The sequence below is a fragment of the Parendozoicomonas sp. 209JJ7-1 genome (genome assembly GCF_058147085.1).
This window is the reverse complement of the sequence record NZ_JBYVJU010000005.1, coordinates 132,617-150,421: the sequence shown is the minus strand read 5'-3', so window position 1 is coordinate 150,421 and position 17,805 is coordinate 132,617. Positions and strand designations below refer to the sequence as shown.

Below are 17,805 nucleotides of genomic sequence, written 5' to 3'. Positions count from 1 at the left end.
GCGCAATTCTGCGATAAAACACAGCCAAGTGCCAACAGCAAAACAGGAAAAATACAGGTACTTCTCCGCCCTGCAATGAGGAATAATTTCACTGCAGGGAAGGGTATCAGTGTTTTTTTGATGATCGTGGTTACCTGGTGGAGGTTTTTTACTGGGCTTTCAGGGTCTGCCCGTTGATATCACTGCTGTCACGGCCCATCAGGTAAAGGTAGAGGGGCATAATATCTTCCGGGGTTTTCAGGTTTTCCGGGTCTTCGGCAGGATAGGCGGCAGCACGCATACCCGTACGGGTTGCACCGGGATTGATGGCGTTGGAGCGTACTTTGCTGAGGCCGTCTTCTTCATCTGCCAGTACCTGCATCAGCCCTTCGGTGGCAAACTTTGACACACTGTAGGCTCCCCAGTAGGCCCGACCCTGGCTGCCGACGCTGGAGCTGGTGAAAATAACCGAAGCTTCAGGTGCCTGGCGCAACAGGGGCAGCAATTCCCGGGTCAGCAGAAATTCCGCGTTAACGTTCACCTGCATGACTTTCTGCCAGGTTTCCGGATTGTACTGAAACAGGGGGCCGAGGCGACCCAGCAGGCTGGCGTTGTGGAGCAGGCCGTCGAGGCGCCCGAACTCCTGTTCAATGGTGTCCGCTACCGTTTCGTAGTCGTGGGGGCCTGCGCCCTCCAGGTTCATGGGGACAATGGCTGGCTGGGGATGTCCGGCCTGCTCTATTTCGTCGTAAACCTTTTCCAGCTTTTCTGTGGTGCGCCCCAGCAAAAGCACTGTCGCGCCATGGCGGGCATAAGTTTTGGCGGCTACCCGGCCAATACCGTCACCGGCACCGGTCACCAAAATAACCCGCCCTTCCAGCAGGTTGTCGGGAGCCTGGTATTCGAACATGCTCAGTTTCCTTTTATTGTCTGTTAATCTGGCAGGCACCAGTCGCTGTCATCCAGCCATTCAAGCAACCCCAGGGGAGATTCAATATTATGGTCTGCCCGCCAGCTGTTTGGGTCAATATCCGGAGATATAAAACCGTACAGGGCCGTAACGGTAGTCATTCCGGCGTCCTGGCCGGCCTGGATATCCCGTTCATGGTCACCTACGTAAACACAGGCAGAGGCGTCGCAGGCCAGTTGTTCTGAAGACAGCCACAGGGCTTCCGGATGCGGCTTGGCGTGGCTGACATCATCGGGGCATACCAGTACGCTGCAGCGCTGGCTCAGGTCCAGCTGCTCCAGCAGGGGTTCGGTCAGGCCCCGGGGCTTGTTGGTGACAATGCCCCAGGGAATATCCCGGGATTCAATAGCTGCCAGCAAGGTATCAATACCGTCGAACAGCCGGGCGCGGGTGTCCCGGTCTGGGTTGGCGGTATGGGTTTCATAGAAAGCCAGCAGGTGCTGGCGCTTATTATCAAAACCGGGCTGGCCTGGTTTCAGGTCATAGCCCAGGGTGATCAGGCCTCGAGAGCCATTGGACACGTTATCGCGAATCGTGTCCGGGGGAAGCTGTGGCTGGTCATCTTCCCGCAGCATGGTGTTCAGGATATGGACAAAATCATCTGAAGTGTCTAGCAGGGTGCCATCCAGATCAAACAGGATGGCCTGAATATATCGTCCCGAACTGTCTTCCATTTTATAGTTACCGGTGGTTTGTCTTGCAGAAATTGTTTCTTCAGGGTGAAAACCGTTTTCACCCTGAAGAAAAGTCCTTTTTATCCTTTTGGCGAATCTTCGGCAAGACTGGTATGCATGAGATAGTTCACATCCAGATCCCGTTCCTTCAGCCAGTAACGCTTGGTCAGCGGGTTATAGAGCATGCCGGTACTGTGTTCAACAGTTAACCCGGCCTGACGACAGTAGCCTGCCATTTCGTGGGGACGGATAAACTTTTTAAAGTCGTGGGTGCCCTTGGGCAGGATGTTGAGAATATATTCCGCGCCGGCAATGGCAAACAGCCAGGCTTTGGGATTGCGGTTAATGGTGGAGAAAAACACCTGCCCGCCGGGTTTGACCAGCCTGGCGCAGGCGGCAATCACCTTGGCCGGGTCAGGTACATGTTCCAGCATTTCCAGGCAGGTGACCACATCAAAGCTGGCAGGCTGTTCTTCCGCCAGCTGCTCGGCGGTCACCTGCCGGTAATTGACTTCAACACCACTTTCCAAACCGTGAAGGCGGGCCACGGCCAGAGGTGCTTCACCCATATCAATACCGGTGACACTGGCACCCCGGCGAGCCATGGATTCACTGAGAATGCCGCCGCCGCAGCCTACATCCAGCACGGTTTTGCCGGCCAGACCAGAGCGCTGATCTATGTAGTCCAGGCGCAGTGGGTTGATCTGGTGCAGGGGAGCGAACTCGCTGTTCTCATCCCACCATCGGCTGGCCAGGGCCTCGAACTTGGCAACTTCAGCGTGGTCAACATTCTTATATGAATCAGAGCCGGATGAATCAGTGCCCTGTGGGGCGCGGTGTTGCTCGGTCATTGTTGTTGGTTATCCCTGACGACTTGCGGATATACGTTGCTGCCACTCACTGGCCCGTTGCTTGATGAAGGTGTCATCCAGGGTTGTGAGATGGCGGTCTTCCATCAGCATTTTGCCATTAACCCAGACGTGGGTGAACTGGTTGCGGCTGGCAGTATAAATCAACTGAGAGACAGGATTGTACAGGGGCAGGTTCTCCAGATCATTCATGGCGATAGCGGAGATATCTGCCAGCTTGCCCACTTCCAGGCTGCCGGTCTGGTCTTCAATGCCCATGGCCCGGGCACCGTTAATAGTGGCGGCTTCCAATGCTCCCCAGGCACTGAGGGCGGTGGCATCCTGGCCTACGGCCTTGGCCAGCAGGGATGCGGTGCGGGTTTCGCTGAGCATATCCAGATCGTTGTTGCTGGCGCAGCCATCTGTGCCAATAGCGACATTTATACCGGCTTGTTGCAACCGGGCAATGGGACTGAAGCCACTGGCCAGTTTCAGGTTGGATTCCGGGCAGTGCAGGATGCTGCAACCGTTCTGGGCGATCAGTTGAATTTCCGCTTCATTCAACTGGGTCATATGGGTGCATTGCAGGCGGGGGGAGAGAAATCCGAGATCAGCTAAACGACGGAGTGGGCGCATACCGTCTCTGGCCACAGCGTCGGTAATTTCCTGGGCGCTTTCGTGGATATGCATCTGGATATTTACATCCAATTGTTCGGCCAGTGTCGTAATTTCTTTCAGGGGCTCATCACTGACGGAGTAGGGGGCATGGGGGCCGAAACCGACAATAATGCTGTCGTGGTTGCGGAACTTGTCCACCACCTCCAGGCCTTTATAAATGTAGTTTGCCGCATCCTTGGCCCAGTTGGTGGGAAAGTCCAGCACCGGAAATACCAGCTGGCAGCGCATGCCGGCTTCCAGTGCGGCGTGGCCGGCAGCGTCCGGATAAAAATAGTTATCGCTGAAAGTGGTGGTACCACTGCGGATCATTTCCGCCATAGCCAGGCGGGTACCGTCGTATACAAAGTCTTCGTTTACAAACTGGCCTTCTACCGGCCAGATATGGTCGCTCAGCCACTCCAGAACCGGCAGGTCGTCTGCCAGCCCGCGGAACAGGGACATGGCAGCATGGCCGTGGGCATTAATAAAGCCGGGCAGAATGGCATGCTGTTTCAGGTTGTATTCCTTATCTGCAGTGAAGGCTTTTCTGACCTCTTCTGTTGGCGTAATAGCGACAATAGTGCCATCGTGCACGGCCACAGAGTGATTTTTCAAAATATCCTGACTGCCGTTGACAGGAATAATCCAGCCGCCGTGGATCAGTGTGTCCACGGACTGGGGGGCATTGCTATGGGAAATGCTCATTAACGTTGTCCATTCATCGGGCTCGGGCAAGTATACCTGAATGGTAGAAAAAACAGGTCGTTGCTGATGCTGATTGTCTGAAACCGGAGCGTCCTCTATTTTGTCACTGTTTTGTCAGGACATGCTGTACTTGGCAGTCTGGCAAGCTGCTTCCTTCGCCCGCAAGGGGTGTGTATGAAAGTGTGTATGAATCATTTGTATTTTCTGATGTTTTTGTGGCTGGGGGCAGTGTCTTTGTCAGCCTGTGGGGGCGTTCCCCTGCCTGATTATTTTGGAAATAACACAACAGGTAAGGTTCCCTTGATGATAACGTGTGGGGACCAGGGAGAAAGGGTTTTCTCGGACAGGCTGATGAGAGAATATGCCAGTTATTTCGGTTTTTTTGATTATGATGTCTTAAATCGGTCAGGCTGGAGTAGGCCCTACAGGTACTCGCTTCCCCACGAGTCCCGGAGGGCGCGGAGCAGGCTTGGTTGGCGTGCCTATAGAAGGTCTCTGACAATGAAAACTATTGGCCAGATTCAGCATAGTGATCCTGAAATTCATCTTGATTTGTTTAATGAAACCAATTTTGACGGAAGGGTTTTTATACTCGCTGACTTCATAGGCGAGGAGAACGCAATGGCTATGACTTATTATTCCTGGCAGACAGTTGAGGATAGCCATACGCCTGTAAGGTTAAGGTGGCGGATTGGAACCCCGGAAGATGTTGCAAAGGCATGCGGCAAGTTTTTGGTCGAGAATGGGATGAAGGTCAATAAAGTTGTGTTGCTTGGAATCAATACTGCTGATGCCGGCCACGTATTTTTTACAAGCCTTCAGGGTGAGGGGGTAAAAAATTTTGATCTGGTGACCTATCGGGGCGCTGTAAGGTTACAGAGTATAAAAAGTTCAGATTCTATACTCATGATCTTTAATCAAAAGGGAGATGAGGTGACGACGGAAGATATAAAAAAAGGGTTTACCTTGCCGGACTATTTTGTCAAAGGGAAACCACTGCCTTTGGAAAAAGTCATGTACACAGATGGTGTTCCTGATCGGGCTATTCCACCGGGGATAGATGAAAAGACCCGGTTTGTCACAGAGGATGTTTGCGAAACTGAGTTATAGGCTTCAGGCCCAACGGGGCTGGTACAGCCAGACTCTTATAACCCTACACTGGAGCCAGGCCAGATTCGGTTACTCCGCCCGTCCCAGGTCTTTGGCAGAGCAACCCAAACCCTGGCCTTGCTGTGTATTTGGGCTTGGCGGCACCAGGCAGTGCCGGAATCGCGTCTGTGTGGTATGATCGTTTCCTTTAATATTTTTTCTTTATGTCTGATTTGTAACTGGCAGGGTGACATCAGCCATCCCTGCCTGAGACTGGCTTTGCAGCTTGTCCGGAACTGAGGTCTTTCTGAGCCTGAATGTTCAGGGAAGAGCGAGAAATGAGAACTTCAGCTCCGGGTTGTGTTAAGCGTTGCACGGCCACCGGATTGGAACAGGCTTTCTAAGGATCTTTGGGCACTTATGGTAGACACTGCGAACGAAATCCTGCCGGTTAATATCGAAGACGAACTCAAGCAGTCATATCTTGACTATGCAATGAGCGTTATCGTAGGCCGGGCACTGCCGGACGTGCGCGACGGACTCAAGCCGGTACACCGGCGTGTACTCTTCGCCATGAACGAGCTATCCAACGACTGGAACAAACCTTATAAAAAGTCGGCCCGTATTGTCGGTGATGTTATCGGTAAATATCACCCTCACGGTGATTCCGCGGTGTATGACACTATCGTCCGAATGGCTCAGGATTTCTCCCTGCGCTACCCGCTGGTAGATGGCCAGGGTAACTTCGGTTCTATCGATGGTGACTCCGCCGCCGCCATGCGTTACACCGAAATCCGCATGGACAAGCTCAGCCATGAGCTGCTGGCGGATCTGGACAAGGAAACTGTGGATTATGTGCCCAACTATGACGGCACCGAGCAGATTCCTGAAGTCCTGCCCACCCGGGTTCCCAATCTGCTGGTAAACGGTGGTGCCGGTATCGCCGTGGGTATGGCTACCAATATTCCGCCCCATAACCTGACTGAAGTTGTGAACGGCTGTCTGCATGTGCTGGATAATCCGGATGCCTCAGTTGATGAGTTGATGGAATTTATTCCCGGCCCGGACTTCCCCACATCGGCAATTATCAACGGCAAGGCCGGTATTCTGCAGGCCTATCGCACCGGTCGCGGTCGTATCTGGATTCGCTCCCGGGCGGAAGTGCTTCCAGATCCCAAGAAAAATCGTGAAATCATTGTTATTCACGAACTCCCGTATCAGGTGAATAAAGCCCGGTTGATTGAAAAGATCGCCGAGCTGGTCAAAGAGAAAAAGATTGAAGGCATCACCGAAATCCGGGATGAGTCCGATAAGGACGGTCTGCGGGTGGTAATCGAGCTGCGTCGCGGCGAAGTTGGTGAGGTTGTGCTGAACAATCTCTACGCCCAGACACAGCTGGAAACCGTATTCGGTATCAATATGGTGGCCCTGGTGGACGGACGTCCCCAGACCCTTAACCTCAAGCAGATGCTGGAGGCATTTGTTCGCCACCGTCGTGAGGTTGTCACCCGTCGTACGGTTTACGAACTGCGCAAGGCCCGTGAACGCGGGCATATGCTTGAAGGTCTGGCGGTTGCTCTGTCCAATATTGACCCGGTGATTGAAGCCATCAAGAAGTCCCAGAATGCCGCGGAAGCCAAAGAGAAACTGATGGCCCAGGCCTGGGATGCCGGCCTGGTGTTGAGCATGCTGGAAAAGGCCGGCAGTGATTCCTGCCGTCCCGATGACCTGTCTTCTGCCTTCGGTATTGATGGTGACAAGTATCGTCTGTCACCCCAGCAGGCTCAGTCTATTCTGGATATGCGTCTGCAGAAGCTGACGGGTCTTGAACACGAGAAGATTCTGACTGAATATCGTGACCTTCTGGAGAAAATTGCTGAGCTGGCATTGATTCTGGCAGATTCGGAGCGCCTGTTGGTTGTTATCCGCGAAGAGCTGCAGAAGGTGGTGGAAGAGTATGGCGACGAACGTCGTACAGAAATTATCTCCTCCCGCCGTGACCTGACCGTTGAAGATCTGATCACTGAAGAAGATATGGTGGTGACTCTGTCCCGCAGCGGTTATGCCAAGACTGTTCCCCTGAGTGAATATCAGGCCCAGAAGCGGGGTGGTAAGGGCAAGAGTTCCGGTACCCTGAAAGAAGAAGATTGCGTTGAGCATATGCTGGTGGCCAACACCCATACCCAGCTGCTGCTGTTCTCCAGTAAGGGCAAGGTGTACTGGCGCAAGGTCTATGAAATTCCGGTGGCTTCACGAACGGCCCGCGGTCGCCCGATTATCAATATCCTGCCTCTGGACGAAGGCGAAACCATCGCGGCGATGCTGCCGGTGGCCGAGTACAGCGAAGACAAGCATGTGGTGTTTGCCACCGCCCGTGGTACCGTGAAGAAGACTGCCCTGCAGGCTTACTCCCGTCCACTGTCGTCTGGTATCCGCGCCATCAACCTGGTGGAAGGTGATGAGCTGATCGGCGTCTCCCTGTGTGAATCCGGACAGGAAATCATGCTGTTCAGTGATGCTGGTAAGGTTGTACGCTTTACTGAAGATCTGGTGCGTCCCATGGGTCGTGTTTCCACCGGTGTACGGGGTATCAAGCTGCAGGATGGACAGGAAGTGGTCTCCCTGATTGTGCCCAGAGAGGGTGATCCGGTACTGACCGCCACGGCTAACGGCTTTGGTAAGCGTACCGATCTGGCAGAATATCCCACCAAGGGACGTGCTACCCAGGGCGTGCTGTCCATCAAGGTGACCGAACGTAATGGTGTGGTGATAGGTGCAGTACAGGTCAGTGATGATGATGACATTATCCTTATTTCTGACCAGGGGACCCTGGTACGGACCCGTGCTTCAGAAGTGTCGATGGTAGGCCGTAATACTCAGGGCGTGCGTCTGATCCGGGTTTCCGAAGGTGAACAGCTGGTCGCTCTTGAGCGGGTTGAAGAGCCCGAAGAGGAAGAGATTGCGGAAGTGGTTGAAGGTGCTGAGGACAATATTTCCAGCGTTGAGGGTTCTGCCGAGGGAGAGCAGGCGCAAGAGTAAACCCGCCTGATTCGCCTCTTGAAAGAACGCCGGCTGTGATACGTCGGCGTTTTTTTATGGCTGATTTCGCTAGAAAGTAATCATTATTCTGTCAAATTAAATGTGTATTTTTCTTAGAAAATTTATGCATTTTTTCGCTGTTACAAAATTCTTTTCATGAACTGAACTTTTCCCGGAACTAACAGGGACGACTTGTGTCCGAGTGGCTGACAATTATCTGTTGTTGCCTATCTGGAGTCAGTCATGAGGTTTTCTGTTTCAGCTCTTTCAACATTGGCTGCGGCTGTTTTGGTTGCCAATCTCTCCCAGGCGAGTGAGCCTGAGTTTGCCCCCTCGTCTCAAGAGTCCCGCTCATTTATTGAGCAGGGTTTGAGTGACCATGGGCGTATACAGCTGCAGTTGCAGGACCTGTCCCGGCTGGAGTCTGAGTCCCTGGCGGTGTTGCGTGAGCGGGATCAGCGGGCTCACGAGTTTCTGTTCTCAGCCCTGGAAACCCTTCATGGCGGGTTTCGGGATTTGTCCCAGTCCATGCAAACCCTGCAGGAGTTATCAGACCGGTCGGTGACCGGTTCGGTGTCTGTGCCGGAGTTTCTGGCGGCTGTACGGTCTGGCAGCCAGATGATCAGCTTTCTGGAGGACCATATTGCCGGGTTAACTCTTTTTCCCGGGTTGCGCAGCGAGGCCCGTGAAGAGTTATCCGGAATCATTCAGATAGATGCGTTGAAAACACACTACCAGCAACAGCTGGCGGATCAAAAGGGGCAGGCGAGTCGCATGTCCTTTCGGTTAACGCTGCCGAGCGGTGAATTTATGGAGCAGCAGGGTATCGATACTCAGCAGCTTCGTGGTCGACAGTTGCTGAGTGCCTCCCGAATCAATGAGATGCAACAACAGCTGTTGCGCAAGAAGGTAATGTTGACCCGGGAACGTAACATTATCGATCAGAGTATTAATGCCTTTACCCAAAAAGCCCTGCAGGGCTTTGTTGAGGTGTTTGGCTCCTCTGAGCGTTATCGTACCAGTGCCGATGATGCTGGTCGCATGAATGCTTCCCGGGCTCTGGAGGAGGCGTTCTGGGCGCGGTTTTATATTCGTGCAGTCTACGGCATCAAGATCGGCAGTATTCCGGTGCACTATGCCAAACAGATTTTTAATGCCGATTACCTGTTCAGCAGTATGAGTGTGGGTGTAATGCCGTTATGGGAAGAGGGCCATTTGATTTCTGCCCTGAATCAGGCAACAGAAGCTCAGGCGACACTGTCCGAACAGCGGCAGGCGCTGAGTTCCAGGCTCAGACAGTTCAGTGTCTGGATCACCGGCAGCAAAAGTGAGGAGAAGGCCAAGCAATTTATTGTTGATCTGGTGCGTATGGACTTAGAGCAGGAACTGGCTCTTGGACGCAGTGGAGGTCTGCGACAGGTGCGGGCGGCTTACCGTAAACACTATTTCACCTCTGAAAGTGATAAAGAGTTCTATAGGGCCAAGGCCAGAACGGTATTTGGTGGTGCAGAGGGTGATGATCTGGAAGCCGATGTGGGTGTTGTTGAGGCGGGAACTCTGAAAGGTGTTATCGGTCAGTGTTTGAGCGTGCTGGAACAGATGGAAGTGCGTCTTGATGAAGCCCGCAGGCTGCAGGATTCTCTGGAGCTGCTGGTAGGAGAGAATCAGACTGTAAAGCGTCGTAAGAACAGGGCGGATATTTAAGCGGATTCGGTTATGAAAACGACTCTTATAGTCCGTCTGTTGGCTGGTTTGGCTGCTGCTCTGGGAGTAGCGGCCAAAGGCTATGATAATTTCTGCTGGACCAGTTCCTGTCCAGCTTCCAGGCCCAGCCTGTACTGCGATGGCAAGGCGATACCGGCAAGTAAAACCCGGAACTTTGTCCGGGAAGAGTTACGGTGTGACAGCGGTAGTCATACCACTTCCAGAGAGCCTGTGCTCTTCAATGAGGAGCAGTGGCGGGATTTGCATAATACTGATCCCGCTGCTGCACGAAAAATGCTGCGCGATCTGCCGGTTCCCCAGTGGCAGGCGAAGATCTCCTATCAATCCTACCTGCACTGGTCCTGGGAGGACTGTCAGCTGGTGACCAGTTATGACTGCGGCTCTGACACCGTGTGTTCCACACGTACCAGGGACGATGGTAAAGAAGAAGAGGTCTGCCGCGAAACTCCCAGGACTTGTTATTTGGATGTTGTCGTTTATGAAAGTGAACCTTGCAGTCATGAAGCCATGACCGTGGATGTGCAGTTTCTGCAGGCCGACCCTGAACAGACCGATTATCCTCCACGCCTTGCTAATGGTTATGACCTGCTACCTGGGGAGACTGAGGGTGTCACTGTGAGCAATGGTGTTGGCTTGTTGCACTCTGCAAAGCTCTCCCCGGCACTGACGTTTGCTGAGCAGCGTAACGATTACCGGGTCGAGCCTATGGATAGCGCAGGTTATGACGCCGGTCGACTGCAGTGTCTGCAACACAGTAATTACCATATCGGTTTTACCCTTCAGCCGGAAAAGCGCATTCGTTCCCGTTCGGGGAATGGTTTTTCCCTGCCGGTGGGATTTGATGGCACACGGATTGATCCCCTGGTCTGGAGTGGGGCGGCTGGTAAGAGTGGGCGGTGGTATAACCAGGCTTATCCGGTTGGACTGAAGGTGCAGGACTATTCTGCCAGCAGTCTGCAGGAGTTTGCCCAGGATGCCGGTGATATGTTTAAAAATATGGTTGTGCGGGTGCAGCTTCACGATAAGTCCTGGCTGGCCTGGCCTTTTGCCCGCAATACCATTTATATAAAGGAAGGAGAGGGGGTTGCTCAAACTCTGAATGCGCTCTCAGATAATCAAAAGGTGCGACGTTCTCGGTTGTGGGAGCTTAAGCTGGCTTCCGATGCCAGTAACCCGATGAAAAACCTGTACCGGAACTATGTGCCCTGGTTCGTCTATTATCCGGCACGTCTGCTCTTTCCGGCGGAATCCCTGAGTTACGAAAACCAGCTCAGTCCGGGGCGGGATTATCGGTTGAGTATGCAGGTCTATCAGCGGGGAATGTCCATTTACCACCAGGCCTGTGAGGATGACCCTGATAGCTGGGATTGCCGCATTCTTGGTGGCTGGGGCTGGCTTAACCCCAACCGCTATGAGTGGGGCTATTACTCCGACAAGAGTCTGGATGTTAATTTCTCCACGTCAGAGGATGTTAATCAGCGAAGTTACTGGCCCATGTTCTGGAGTGCGGTCGGACAACTGGATAAGTTCGCTTTGGCAGGGCTGGTGGCAGTCGGGGCTTATCGTTTATTAAGAAAAGGTTAAGAAAGGGCTGAGTTGTTTCTGTGGCTTATTTTTTATTTCGAGATTTGCTTATAATTCAGTCTCGCATTTATAGGAGTCATTGAGGGATATTATGATTGAGACCCTGAAGGCCGGAGACAAAGCACCGCAGTTCACCCTGAAAAACCAGGATGGGGAAGATGTCAGCCTGGCGGATTTTGCCGGTAGCAAGGTGCTGGTGTATTTCTATCCCAAGGCCATGACCCCTGGTTGTATCACCCAGGCCTGCAGTCTGACTGAGGTGCGCCCGCAGCTGGATAACCTGGGTGTGACTGTACTGGGCCTGAGCCCTGACCCGGTCAAGAAGCTGAAGAATTTCGAGCAGAAGAAAGCACTGAAGATTACTCTTCTGTCTGATGAAGACCATGCCATCGCTGACCAGTTTGGTGTCTGGGGCGAGAAGAAGTTTATGGGGCGGGTTTTTGATGGAATCCATCGTATCAGCTTTCTGGTGGATGAAAACGGCGTGATCGAGCATGTGTTTAACAAATTCAAAACCAAAGATCACCATGAAGTTGTATTGAACTACTTCCAGTAAGTGGTCATTTTTACAGTCCTTCTGGCAGGGTTGTTCATGATGAGTCAAGCCCTCTGCCGGGTAACGGCAGAGGGCTTGATTGTTTTGGGCGGGTTTTTAAGGAATAGCTCTGTCTGTCGTCTTTGAGGTTTTCTGTAGTTGTTTTTTCTGATAAAAGTCCTCCCCCACATGAATATATACCGTATCGCCATTTCGCGGTTTTCGTTACAATATGCGGCCAGTTGCGTCCTTCTGGAGCAAATCTGCCGATCAATACTGATTGTGCCGGGCGGTTTATAGGGTGCATGGGTAAAAGCAATTAACCACAAAAGAAGTGATTCCGGAGTACCATGGCTAGAGCGCATAACTTCTGTGCGGGGCCGGCAGCCCTGCCGCAGGAAGTCCTGAAACAGGCCTGTGATGAGATGCTGGACTGGCAGAGTCGTGGCCTGTCGGTAATGGAAACCAGTCACCGTAACCCTGAGTTTATGGCTGTAGCCCAGGAAGCCGAGAAGGATTTCCGTGATCTGATGGCGGTTCCTGACAATTACCGGGTGCTGTTTATGCAGGGCGGTGCCACCTCCCAGTTTGCCATGATTCCCCTGAATCTGCTCAATAGCTCAGGCAAGGCGGATTACATCAATACTGGCCACTGGTCTACCAAGGCGATCAAGGAAGGCCAGCGTTTTAGTGAGGTGAATGTTGCCGCATCCAGTGAAGAGAGTAACTTCTCCAGCATTCCGGAGCGCAGCCACTGGAACCTGGACCCGGACGCTTCCTATGTGCACTACACCCCCAATGAAACCATTGGCGGTGTGGAATTTCCGGATATCCCTGATGTGGGCGATGTGCCTCTGGTGGCGGATATGTCTTCCAATATTCTCTCTCGGCCGATAGATGTCAGCCGTTTCGGTATGATCTATGCCGGCGCCCAGAAGAATATCGGGCCGGCGGGTCTGACCCTGGTGATTATTCGGGATGACCTGCTGGGCCAGGCATCTGATATCTGCCCGACCCTGATGAACTACCAGAATGTGGCGGATCATGACTCCATGCTCAACACTCCGCCGACCTTTGGCTGGTATCTGGCAGGGTTGGTCTTCAAATGGCTGAAGCGTCAGGGTGGTCTTGAAGCTATGGAAGTGGTCAACCGTCGCAAGGCTGGCAAGCTGTACGATTTTATCGATAGCAGCCCGTTCTACAGCAGCCCGGTGGATGTCCGCTATCGCTCCATTATGAATGTGCCCTTCCGTCTGCAGGATGATGAACTCAACAAGACTTTCCTGGCAGAAGCCGCCAAAGAGCAGCTTCTGAACCTGAAGGGCCATCGTGTGGTCGGTGGTATGCGGGCCAGTATATACAATGCCGTGCGGGAAGAGTCCGTGGATGCGCTGGTGGCATTTATGGCGGAATTTGAGCGCCGTTATGGCTGATTTTTCCTCAAGCTAATAACTTGGGGATAGTCATGGAAAACACGATTCACCTGCGTTAACAAAGGTTTCGGAGACTATGGGTAACGAGGATAAACAGACCGGGACTGCGCTGACGGGGCTGCGTGATCGCATTGACGCGATCGATACCTCCATCATGAAGCTGATCAGCGAGCGGGCGGGCGTGGCCCAGGACGTGGCGAACGTAAAACAGGCTGCTGGTCAGGAGGCTGTGTATTACCGCCCTGAGCGGGAGGCGCAGGTGCTGCGGGCCATTATGGAGAAGAATGACGGCCCTCTGGGTGACGAAGAGATGGCCCGGCTGTTTCGGGAGATTATGTCCGCCTGCCTGGCTCTGGAAGAACCGGTGCGGGTGGCATTCCTGGGGCCGGAAGGCACCTTTACCCAGCAGGCGGGCCTGAAACATTTCGGCCATTCCGCCGTGTGTGTGCCTATGCACGCCATCGACGAGGTGTTCCGGGAAGTAGATGCCGGCGCGGTGAATTACGGCGTGGTGCCGGTTGAGAATTCCTCTGAGGGTGTGGTGACCCACACCCTGGACAGTTTTGTAAACTCCTCCCTGCAGATTTGTGGTGAGGTGGTATTACGGATTCACCATCATATGCTGGTGGGTGAAAATACCCGTCAGGACAAGATTACCCGGGTTTATTCCCATGCCCAGTCCCTGGCCCAGTGTCGTAAGTGGCTGGATGCCCACTGGCCGATGGTGGAGAAGGTTGCTGTCAGCAGTAATGCCGAAGCTGCCCGTCGTATCAAGGGGGAGTGGAATGCTGCGGCTATTGCCGGGGATATGGCCGCAGATCTCTACGACCTGGAGAAAATGGCCGAAAAGATTGAAGACGAACCGGATAACTCCACCCGCTTTCTGATTATTGGTAACCAGCAGGTGCCCCCCAGTGGTCAGGATAAAACGTCGATCGTCGTCTCCATGCGCAACAAGCCCGGCAGCCTGCATCGCTTGCTGGCACCGTTTCATTGTTACGATATCGACCTGACCCGTATTGAAACCAGGCCGTCCAGCAGTGGTACCTGGAATTATGTGTTCTTTATTGATTTTGCCGGCCATCGGGATGAGCCCAGGGTGAAATCTGTGCTGCGGGAGATCGAAGAACTGGCCTCTGAGCTGAAGATTCTTGGTTCCTACCCGATAGGTGTGCTTTAGGAGTGAATGGGTGAGTTGTGATTTTATTGCCCGGGCTGCCACCGGGGTGGGCAGTCTGAGTCCTTATCAGCCAGGGAAGCCCGTAGCTGAACTGGCCCGTGAACTGGCCTTGGATGAAAAACATATTGTTAAGCTGGCCAGTAACGAAAACCCTTTGGGGCCGTCGTCTATGGCCCTGCAGGCGATTAATGATGAGTTGAAAGAGCTGGCCCGTTATCCCGATGGTAATGGTTTCCTGTTAAAACAGGCTTTGTCGGAAAAGCTGGATGTTGCTCCCGAAACGATTACCCTGGGTAATGGTTCTAACGATGTGCTGGATTTGATTGTCCGGGGCTGGGTTATGCCCGGAGATGAAGTGGTTTTCTCCGAGCATGCCTTTGCGGTCTATCCCATCTCTACCCTGGCGGCCAGCGGAAAGCCCGTGGCCGTACCAGCGGTGGCTTATGGCCATGATCTGAATGCCATGGCGGAAGCTATTACGTATAAGACTCGTGTCGTTTTTATTGCCAACCCCAATAACCCGACCGGTACCTGGTTGAACCGTGACGCTGTGTCAGGATTTCTGGAAAAGATACCTGAAAATGTTCTGGTAGTGCTGGATGAAGCCTACTGCGAATATATTGATAACCCTGAATATCCCAATGGTCTGCAATGGCTGGACAGTTATCCGAATCTGATTGTTACTCGGACCTTCTCTAAAATTTACGGATTGGCTGGTCTGCGGATTGGTTACTGTGTGTCGTCTGTTGATGTGGCTGATATTCTGAACCGGGTGCGTCAGCCTTTTAATGCTAACAGCGCGGCTCTGGCTGCAGCGGTGGCTGTCCTGAATGATGATGACTATGTTCAGCGCAGTCGAAAATTGAACAGTCAGGGACTGAAGCAGCTCGAAGAAGGCTTAACTGCTCTTGAGTTGTCGTTTATTCCTTCCCTGGGTAATTTTATCACCTTTGATACCGGCCGCAGTGGTGAAGCTGTTTTTCAGGCTTTGCTCCATAAAGGCGTTATTGTGCGCCCGGTCACCGGTTATGGCCTGCCCCGCCATTTACGGGTTTCTGTGGGAACACGGATAGAGAACGATGCGTTCCTGAAAGCCTTACCTGAAGCTCTGGCAGAGGTTGCGCCAGAATGAGTGCTGTCAACCAGAACTGGCCGGTACTTTCCCGTGCCAAGGTGCTTGTTGTCGGCCTGGGTCTTATAGGTGGCTCTCTGGCGGCGGCATTAACCTTTCGCAGGGTTTGTCAGGAGGTCATTGCCTTTGACCGGGATGAGCAGTCTCTGATTCTGGCCGGAGAGCGAGGAATTATTGATTCTTCCGCAACCTCCCTCGCTGAAGGTGTCGCCCGGGCAGATATTATTGTTCTGGCGGTGCCCGTATTGGTGATGTCGGCCCTGGTACGGGATGTTGCCCGGCTTGATCTGTCCGGCAAAGTGATTACTGATGTGGGCAGCTGCAAGCAGGATGTGGTTGCTGTGGCCCGGGAATGTTTTGGCGAGGCTCTGGCTGGTTTTGTTCCTGGGCACCCCATTGCCGGTTCCGAAAAGAGTGGTGTCAGTGCGGCCCGTGCCGACCTTTATGAAGCCCATAAAGTAATTGTCACTTCTTTGCCGGAAAACAGCGTGGGAGCTGTCCGCCTGACCCGGGAAATGTGGGAGCGGGTAGGTGCTATCGTTCTGGATATGGATGTGGGGCACCATGACCATGTTCTGGCCCGTACCAGTCATCTTCCCCATCTGCTCGCCTTCTCCCTGGTGGATACACTGGCCGGCGATCCTGATCGCCAGGAAATCTTTCGTTATGCCGCTGGTGGCTTTCGGGACTTTACCCGTATCGCTGCCAGTGACCCGACCATGTGGCATGATGTTTTTGTCGCTAACCGGGATGCGCTGCTCTCCGCCCTGGATGAGTTTTCCCAGGGTTTGAAAGCCATGTACGCTGCTGTAGAACAGGGCGACAGTCAGGCGATGATTGGTGTGATTAATCGCGCCAAGTCTGCCCGCGAACATTTCACCCGAATACTGGAAAACCAGTCATACCTTAAATCTATGAGCACTGATTCTGTCGTTTATAACGCTCGTCCGGGCGGTTCTGTTACCGGCACCCTGCGTGTTCCGGGAGATAAATCCATTTCCCACCGTTCCATTATGCTGGGTGCCCTGGCCAATGGTGTAACCGAGGTGTCCGGATTCCTGGAAGGGGAAGACGCTCTGGCCACATTGCAGGCATTCCGTGATATGGGGGTTGTGATTGAAGGTCCCCAGGATGGCAAAGTCACCATATATGGTGTCGGTCTGCATGGTCTGCAGGCGCCTCCCGGGCCTCTGTATCTGGGTAATGCCGGAACCGCCATGCGTCTGATGGCTGGCCTGATGGCGTCCCAGAATTTTGATGTCACCCTGACCGGGGATGAGTCTCTCTCCCGTCGTCCCATGGGTCGTGTAGTAAGACCTCTGATGCAGATGGGGGCGGAGATCGAAACCTCTGAAGGTGGACGTCCTCCGCTGGTTATTCGTGGTGGCCAGTCGTTGTCCGGTATTCATTATGATATGCCTATGGCTTCCGCTCAGGTAAAATCCTGCCTGCTGCTGGCGGGGCTCTACGCGGAGGGTGAAACCTCTGTTCGTGAACCGGGCATTACCCGTGACCATACGGAGCGTATGCTGTCCGGGCTTGGTTGTGCCGTGTCCCGCAAGGATGGTCTTGTGTCTGTGCAGGGTGGTGGTGAACTTACTGCCGTAGAAAAGATTGAGGTGCCTGCGGATATTTCCTCGGCGGCCTTTTTCCTGGTGGCGGGTTCTATCGCGCCAAACTCCGATTTGCTGCTGACCCATGTGGGTATTAACCCGACCCGGACGGGTATCATTGATATCCTTCAGCTGATGGGTGCAGATATTACCCTGAGTAGTCAGCGGGAAGTGGGTGGTGAGCCAGTGGCTGACATTCGGGTACGCTCCGCGCAGCTGAAAGGTATCGAAATTCCTGAACATCTGGTGCCTCTGGCTATTGATGAATTCCCGGTTCTGTTTGTTGCAGCTGCCTGTGCTGAAGGTGATACAGTGCTCAAGGGTGCGGAAGAACTCAGAGTGAAAGAGAGTGATCGTATACAGTCTATGGCTGATGGCCTGAACGCCCTGGGTATTCAGGCCCAGGCTCTGCCGGACGGTATGCTTGTTCCCGGCTCAATCGAAGCCGGTGTGTTCGGTGGTGGCACTGTACACAGTCATGGTGATCACCGTATCGCCATGGCCTTTGCTGTTGCATCCCTGCGGGCCAGGGATGAAATACGTATTCTGGATTGCGCCAATGTGGCGACATCCTTCCCCAATTTTGTAGATCTGGCTCACTCTGTGGGGCTGAATCTGGAACAGATGGAAAGCTGAAACAAC

The 17,805-nt window shown here is 53.3% G+C and carries 13 protein-coding genes; 9 read left to right on the top strand and 4 right to left on the bottom strand.

Features of this window, described 5'->3' with window-relative positions; all coding sequences use genetic code 11:
• Positions 1 to 148 precede the first annotated feature (148 nt).
• From ACY2RQ_RS06890 to ACY2RQ_RS06875, 4 genes are all read right to left on the bottom strand, one after another.
• Positions 149 to 889, bottom strand: a complete 741-nt coding sequence (locus ACY2RQ_RS06890) for a YciK family oxidoreductase (RefSeq protein WP_490112223.1) — start codon at positions 887 to 889, stop codon at positions 149 to 151.
• A gap of 23 nt (positions 890 to 912) precedes the next feature.
• Positions 913 to 1,623 (bottom strand): HAD family hydrolase, encoded by a 711-nt coding sequence (locus ACY2RQ_RS06885; RefSeq protein ID WP_490112222.1) that lies wholly within the window; start codon positions 1,621 to 1,623, stop codon positions 913 to 915.
• Between the two features lie 80 nt (positions 1,624 to 1,703).
• A complete protein-coding gene (gene ubiG, locus ACY2RQ_RS06880) occupies positions 1,704 to 2,474 on the bottom strand; it encodes a bifunctional 2-polyprenyl-6-hydroxyphenol methylase/3-demethylubiquinol 3-O-methyltransferase UbiG (RefSeq protein WP_490112221.1) in 771 nt (256 codons plus the stop codon).
• A 9-nt stretch (positions 2,475 to 2,483) separates the two neighbouring features.
• Positions 2,484 to 3,833: a TRZ/ATZ family hydrolase gene (locus ACY2RQ_RS06875; RefSeq protein ID WP_490112220.1), complete on the bottom strand. Its 1,350-nt coding sequence runs from the start codon at positions 3,831 to 3,833 to the stop codon at positions 2,484 to 2,486.
• Between the two features lie 186 nt (positions 3,834 to 4,019).
• Between ACY2RQ_RS06875 and ACY2RQ_RS06870 the strand changes: the two genes are divergently transcribed.
• From ACY2RQ_RS06870 to ACY2RQ_RS06830, 9 genes are all read left to right on the top strand, one after another.
• Positions 4,020 to 4,943, top strand: a complete 924-nt coding sequence (locus tag ACY2RQ_RS06870) for a hypothetical protein (RefSeq protein ID WP_490112219.1) — start codon at positions 4,020 to 4,022, stop codon at positions 4,941 to 4,943.
• Between the two features lie 399 nt (positions 4,944 to 5,342).
• Positions 5,343 to 7,961 (top strand): DNA gyrase subunit A, encoded by a 2,619-nt coding sequence (gene gyrA, locus ACY2RQ_RS06865; RefSeq protein ID WP_490112218.1) that lies wholly within the window; start codon positions 5,343 to 5,345, stop codon positions 7,959 to 7,961.
• A 243-nt stretch (positions 7,962 to 8,204) separates the two neighbouring features.
• Positions 8,205 to 9,665, top strand: a complete 1,461-nt coding sequence (locus ACY2RQ_RS06860) for a hypothetical protein (RefSeq protein WP_490112217.1) — start codon at positions 8,205 to 8,207, stop codon at positions 9,663 to 9,665.
• A 12-nt stretch (positions 9,666 to 9,677) separates the two neighbouring features.
• A complete protein-coding gene (locus tag ACY2RQ_RS06855) occupies positions 9,678 to 11,270 on the top strand; it encodes a hypothetical protein (protein WP_490112216.1) in 1,593 nt (530 codons plus the stop codon).
• Positions 11,271 to 11,361: 91 nt separating this feature from the next.
• Positions 11,362 to 11,826 (top strand): thioredoxin-dependent thiol peroxidase, encoded by a 465-nt coding sequence (gene bcp / locus ACY2RQ_RS06850; RefSeq protein ID WP_490112215.1) that lies wholly within the window; start codon positions 11,362 to 11,364, stop codon positions 11,824 to 11,826.
• Between the two features lie 329 nt (positions 11,827 to 12,155).
• Entirely contained in the window at positions 12,156 to 13,238 is a 1,083-nt protein-coding gene (serC, locus tag ACY2RQ_RS06845) for a 3-phosphoserine/phosphohydroxythreonine transaminase (RefSeq protein WP_490112214.1), read from the top strand.
• 76 nt (positions 13,239 to 13,314) lie between these two features.
• Positions 13,315 to 14,418: a prephenate dehydratase gene (pheA, locus tag ACY2RQ_RS06840; RefSeq protein WP_490112213.1), complete on the top strand. Its 1,104-nt coding sequence runs from the start codon at positions 13,315 to 13,317 to the stop codon at positions 14,416 to 14,418.
• Positions 14,419 to 14,428: 10 nt separating this feature from the next.
• Positions 14,429 to 15,550 (top strand): histidinol-phosphate transaminase, encoded by a 1,122-nt coding sequence (hisC, locus tag ACY2RQ_RS06835; protein WP_490112212.1) that lies wholly within the window; start codon positions 14,429 to 14,431, stop codon positions 15,548 to 15,550.
• On the top strand, positions 15,547 to 17,799 hold the full coding sequence (locus ACY2RQ_RS06830) for a bifunctional prephenate dehydrogenase/3-phosphoshikimate 1-carboxyvinyltransferase (protein ID WP_490112211.1): 2,253 nt from the start codon (positions 15,547 to 15,549) through the stop codon (positions 17,797 to 17,799). The genes hisC and ACY2RQ_RS06830 overlap by 4 nt, the downstream gene beginning before the upstream one ends.
• The last annotated feature ends 6 nt before the right edge of the window (positions 17,800 to 17,805 follow it).

Excerpts from the sequence above, each read along its gene's own strand:
- ACY2RQ_RS06855 (WP_490112216.1), top strand. The coding sequence starts at position 9,678 with ATGAAAACGACTCTTATAGTCCGTCTGTTGGCTGGTTTGGCTGCTGCT.
- ubiG (WP_490112221.1), bottom strand. The coding sequence starts at position 2,474 with ATGACCGAGCAACACCGCGCCCCACAGGGCACTGATTCATCCGGCTCT.
- pheA (WP_490112213.1), top strand. The coding sequence starts at position 13,315 with ATGGGTAACGAGGATAAACAGACCGGGACTGCGCTGACGGGGCTGCGT.
- ACY2RQ_RS06860 (WP_490112217.1), top strand. The coding sequence starts at position 8,205 with ATGAGGTTTTCTGTTTCAGCTCTTTCAACATTGGCTGCGGCTGTTTTG.
- gyrA (WP_490112218.1), top strand. The coding sequence starts at position 5,343 with ATGGTAGACACTGCGAACGAAATCCTGCCGGTTAATATCGAAGACGAA.
- ACY2RQ_RS06890 (WP_490112223.1), bottom strand. The coding sequence starts at position 889 with ATGTTCGAATACCAGGCTCCCGACAACCTGCTGGAAGGGCGGGTTATT.
- serC (WP_490112214.1), top strand. The coding sequence starts at position 12,156 with ATGGCTAGAGCGCATAACTTCTGTGCGGGGCCGGCAGCCCTGCCGCAG.
- ACY2RQ_RS06885 (WP_490112222.1), bottom strand. The coding sequence starts at position 1,623 with ATGGAAGACAGTTCGGGACGATATATTCAGGCCATCCTGTTTGATCTG.
- ACY2RQ_RS06875 (WP_490112220.1), bottom strand. The coding sequence starts at position 3,833 with ATGAGCATTTCCCATAGCAATGCCCCCCAGTCCGTGGACACACTGATC.
- ACY2RQ_RS06830 (WP_490112211.1), top strand. The coding sequence starts at position 15,547 with ATGAGTGCTGTCAACCAGAACTGGCCGGTACTTTCCCGTGCCAAGGTG.
- bcp (WP_490112215.1), top strand. The coding sequence starts at position 11,362 with ATGATTGAGACCCTGAAGGCCGGAGACAAAGCACCGCAGTTCACCCTG.
- ACY2RQ_RS06870 (WP_490112219.1), top strand. The coding sequence starts at position 4,020 with ATGAATCATTTGTATTTTCTGATGTTTTTGTGGCTGGGGGCAGTGTCT.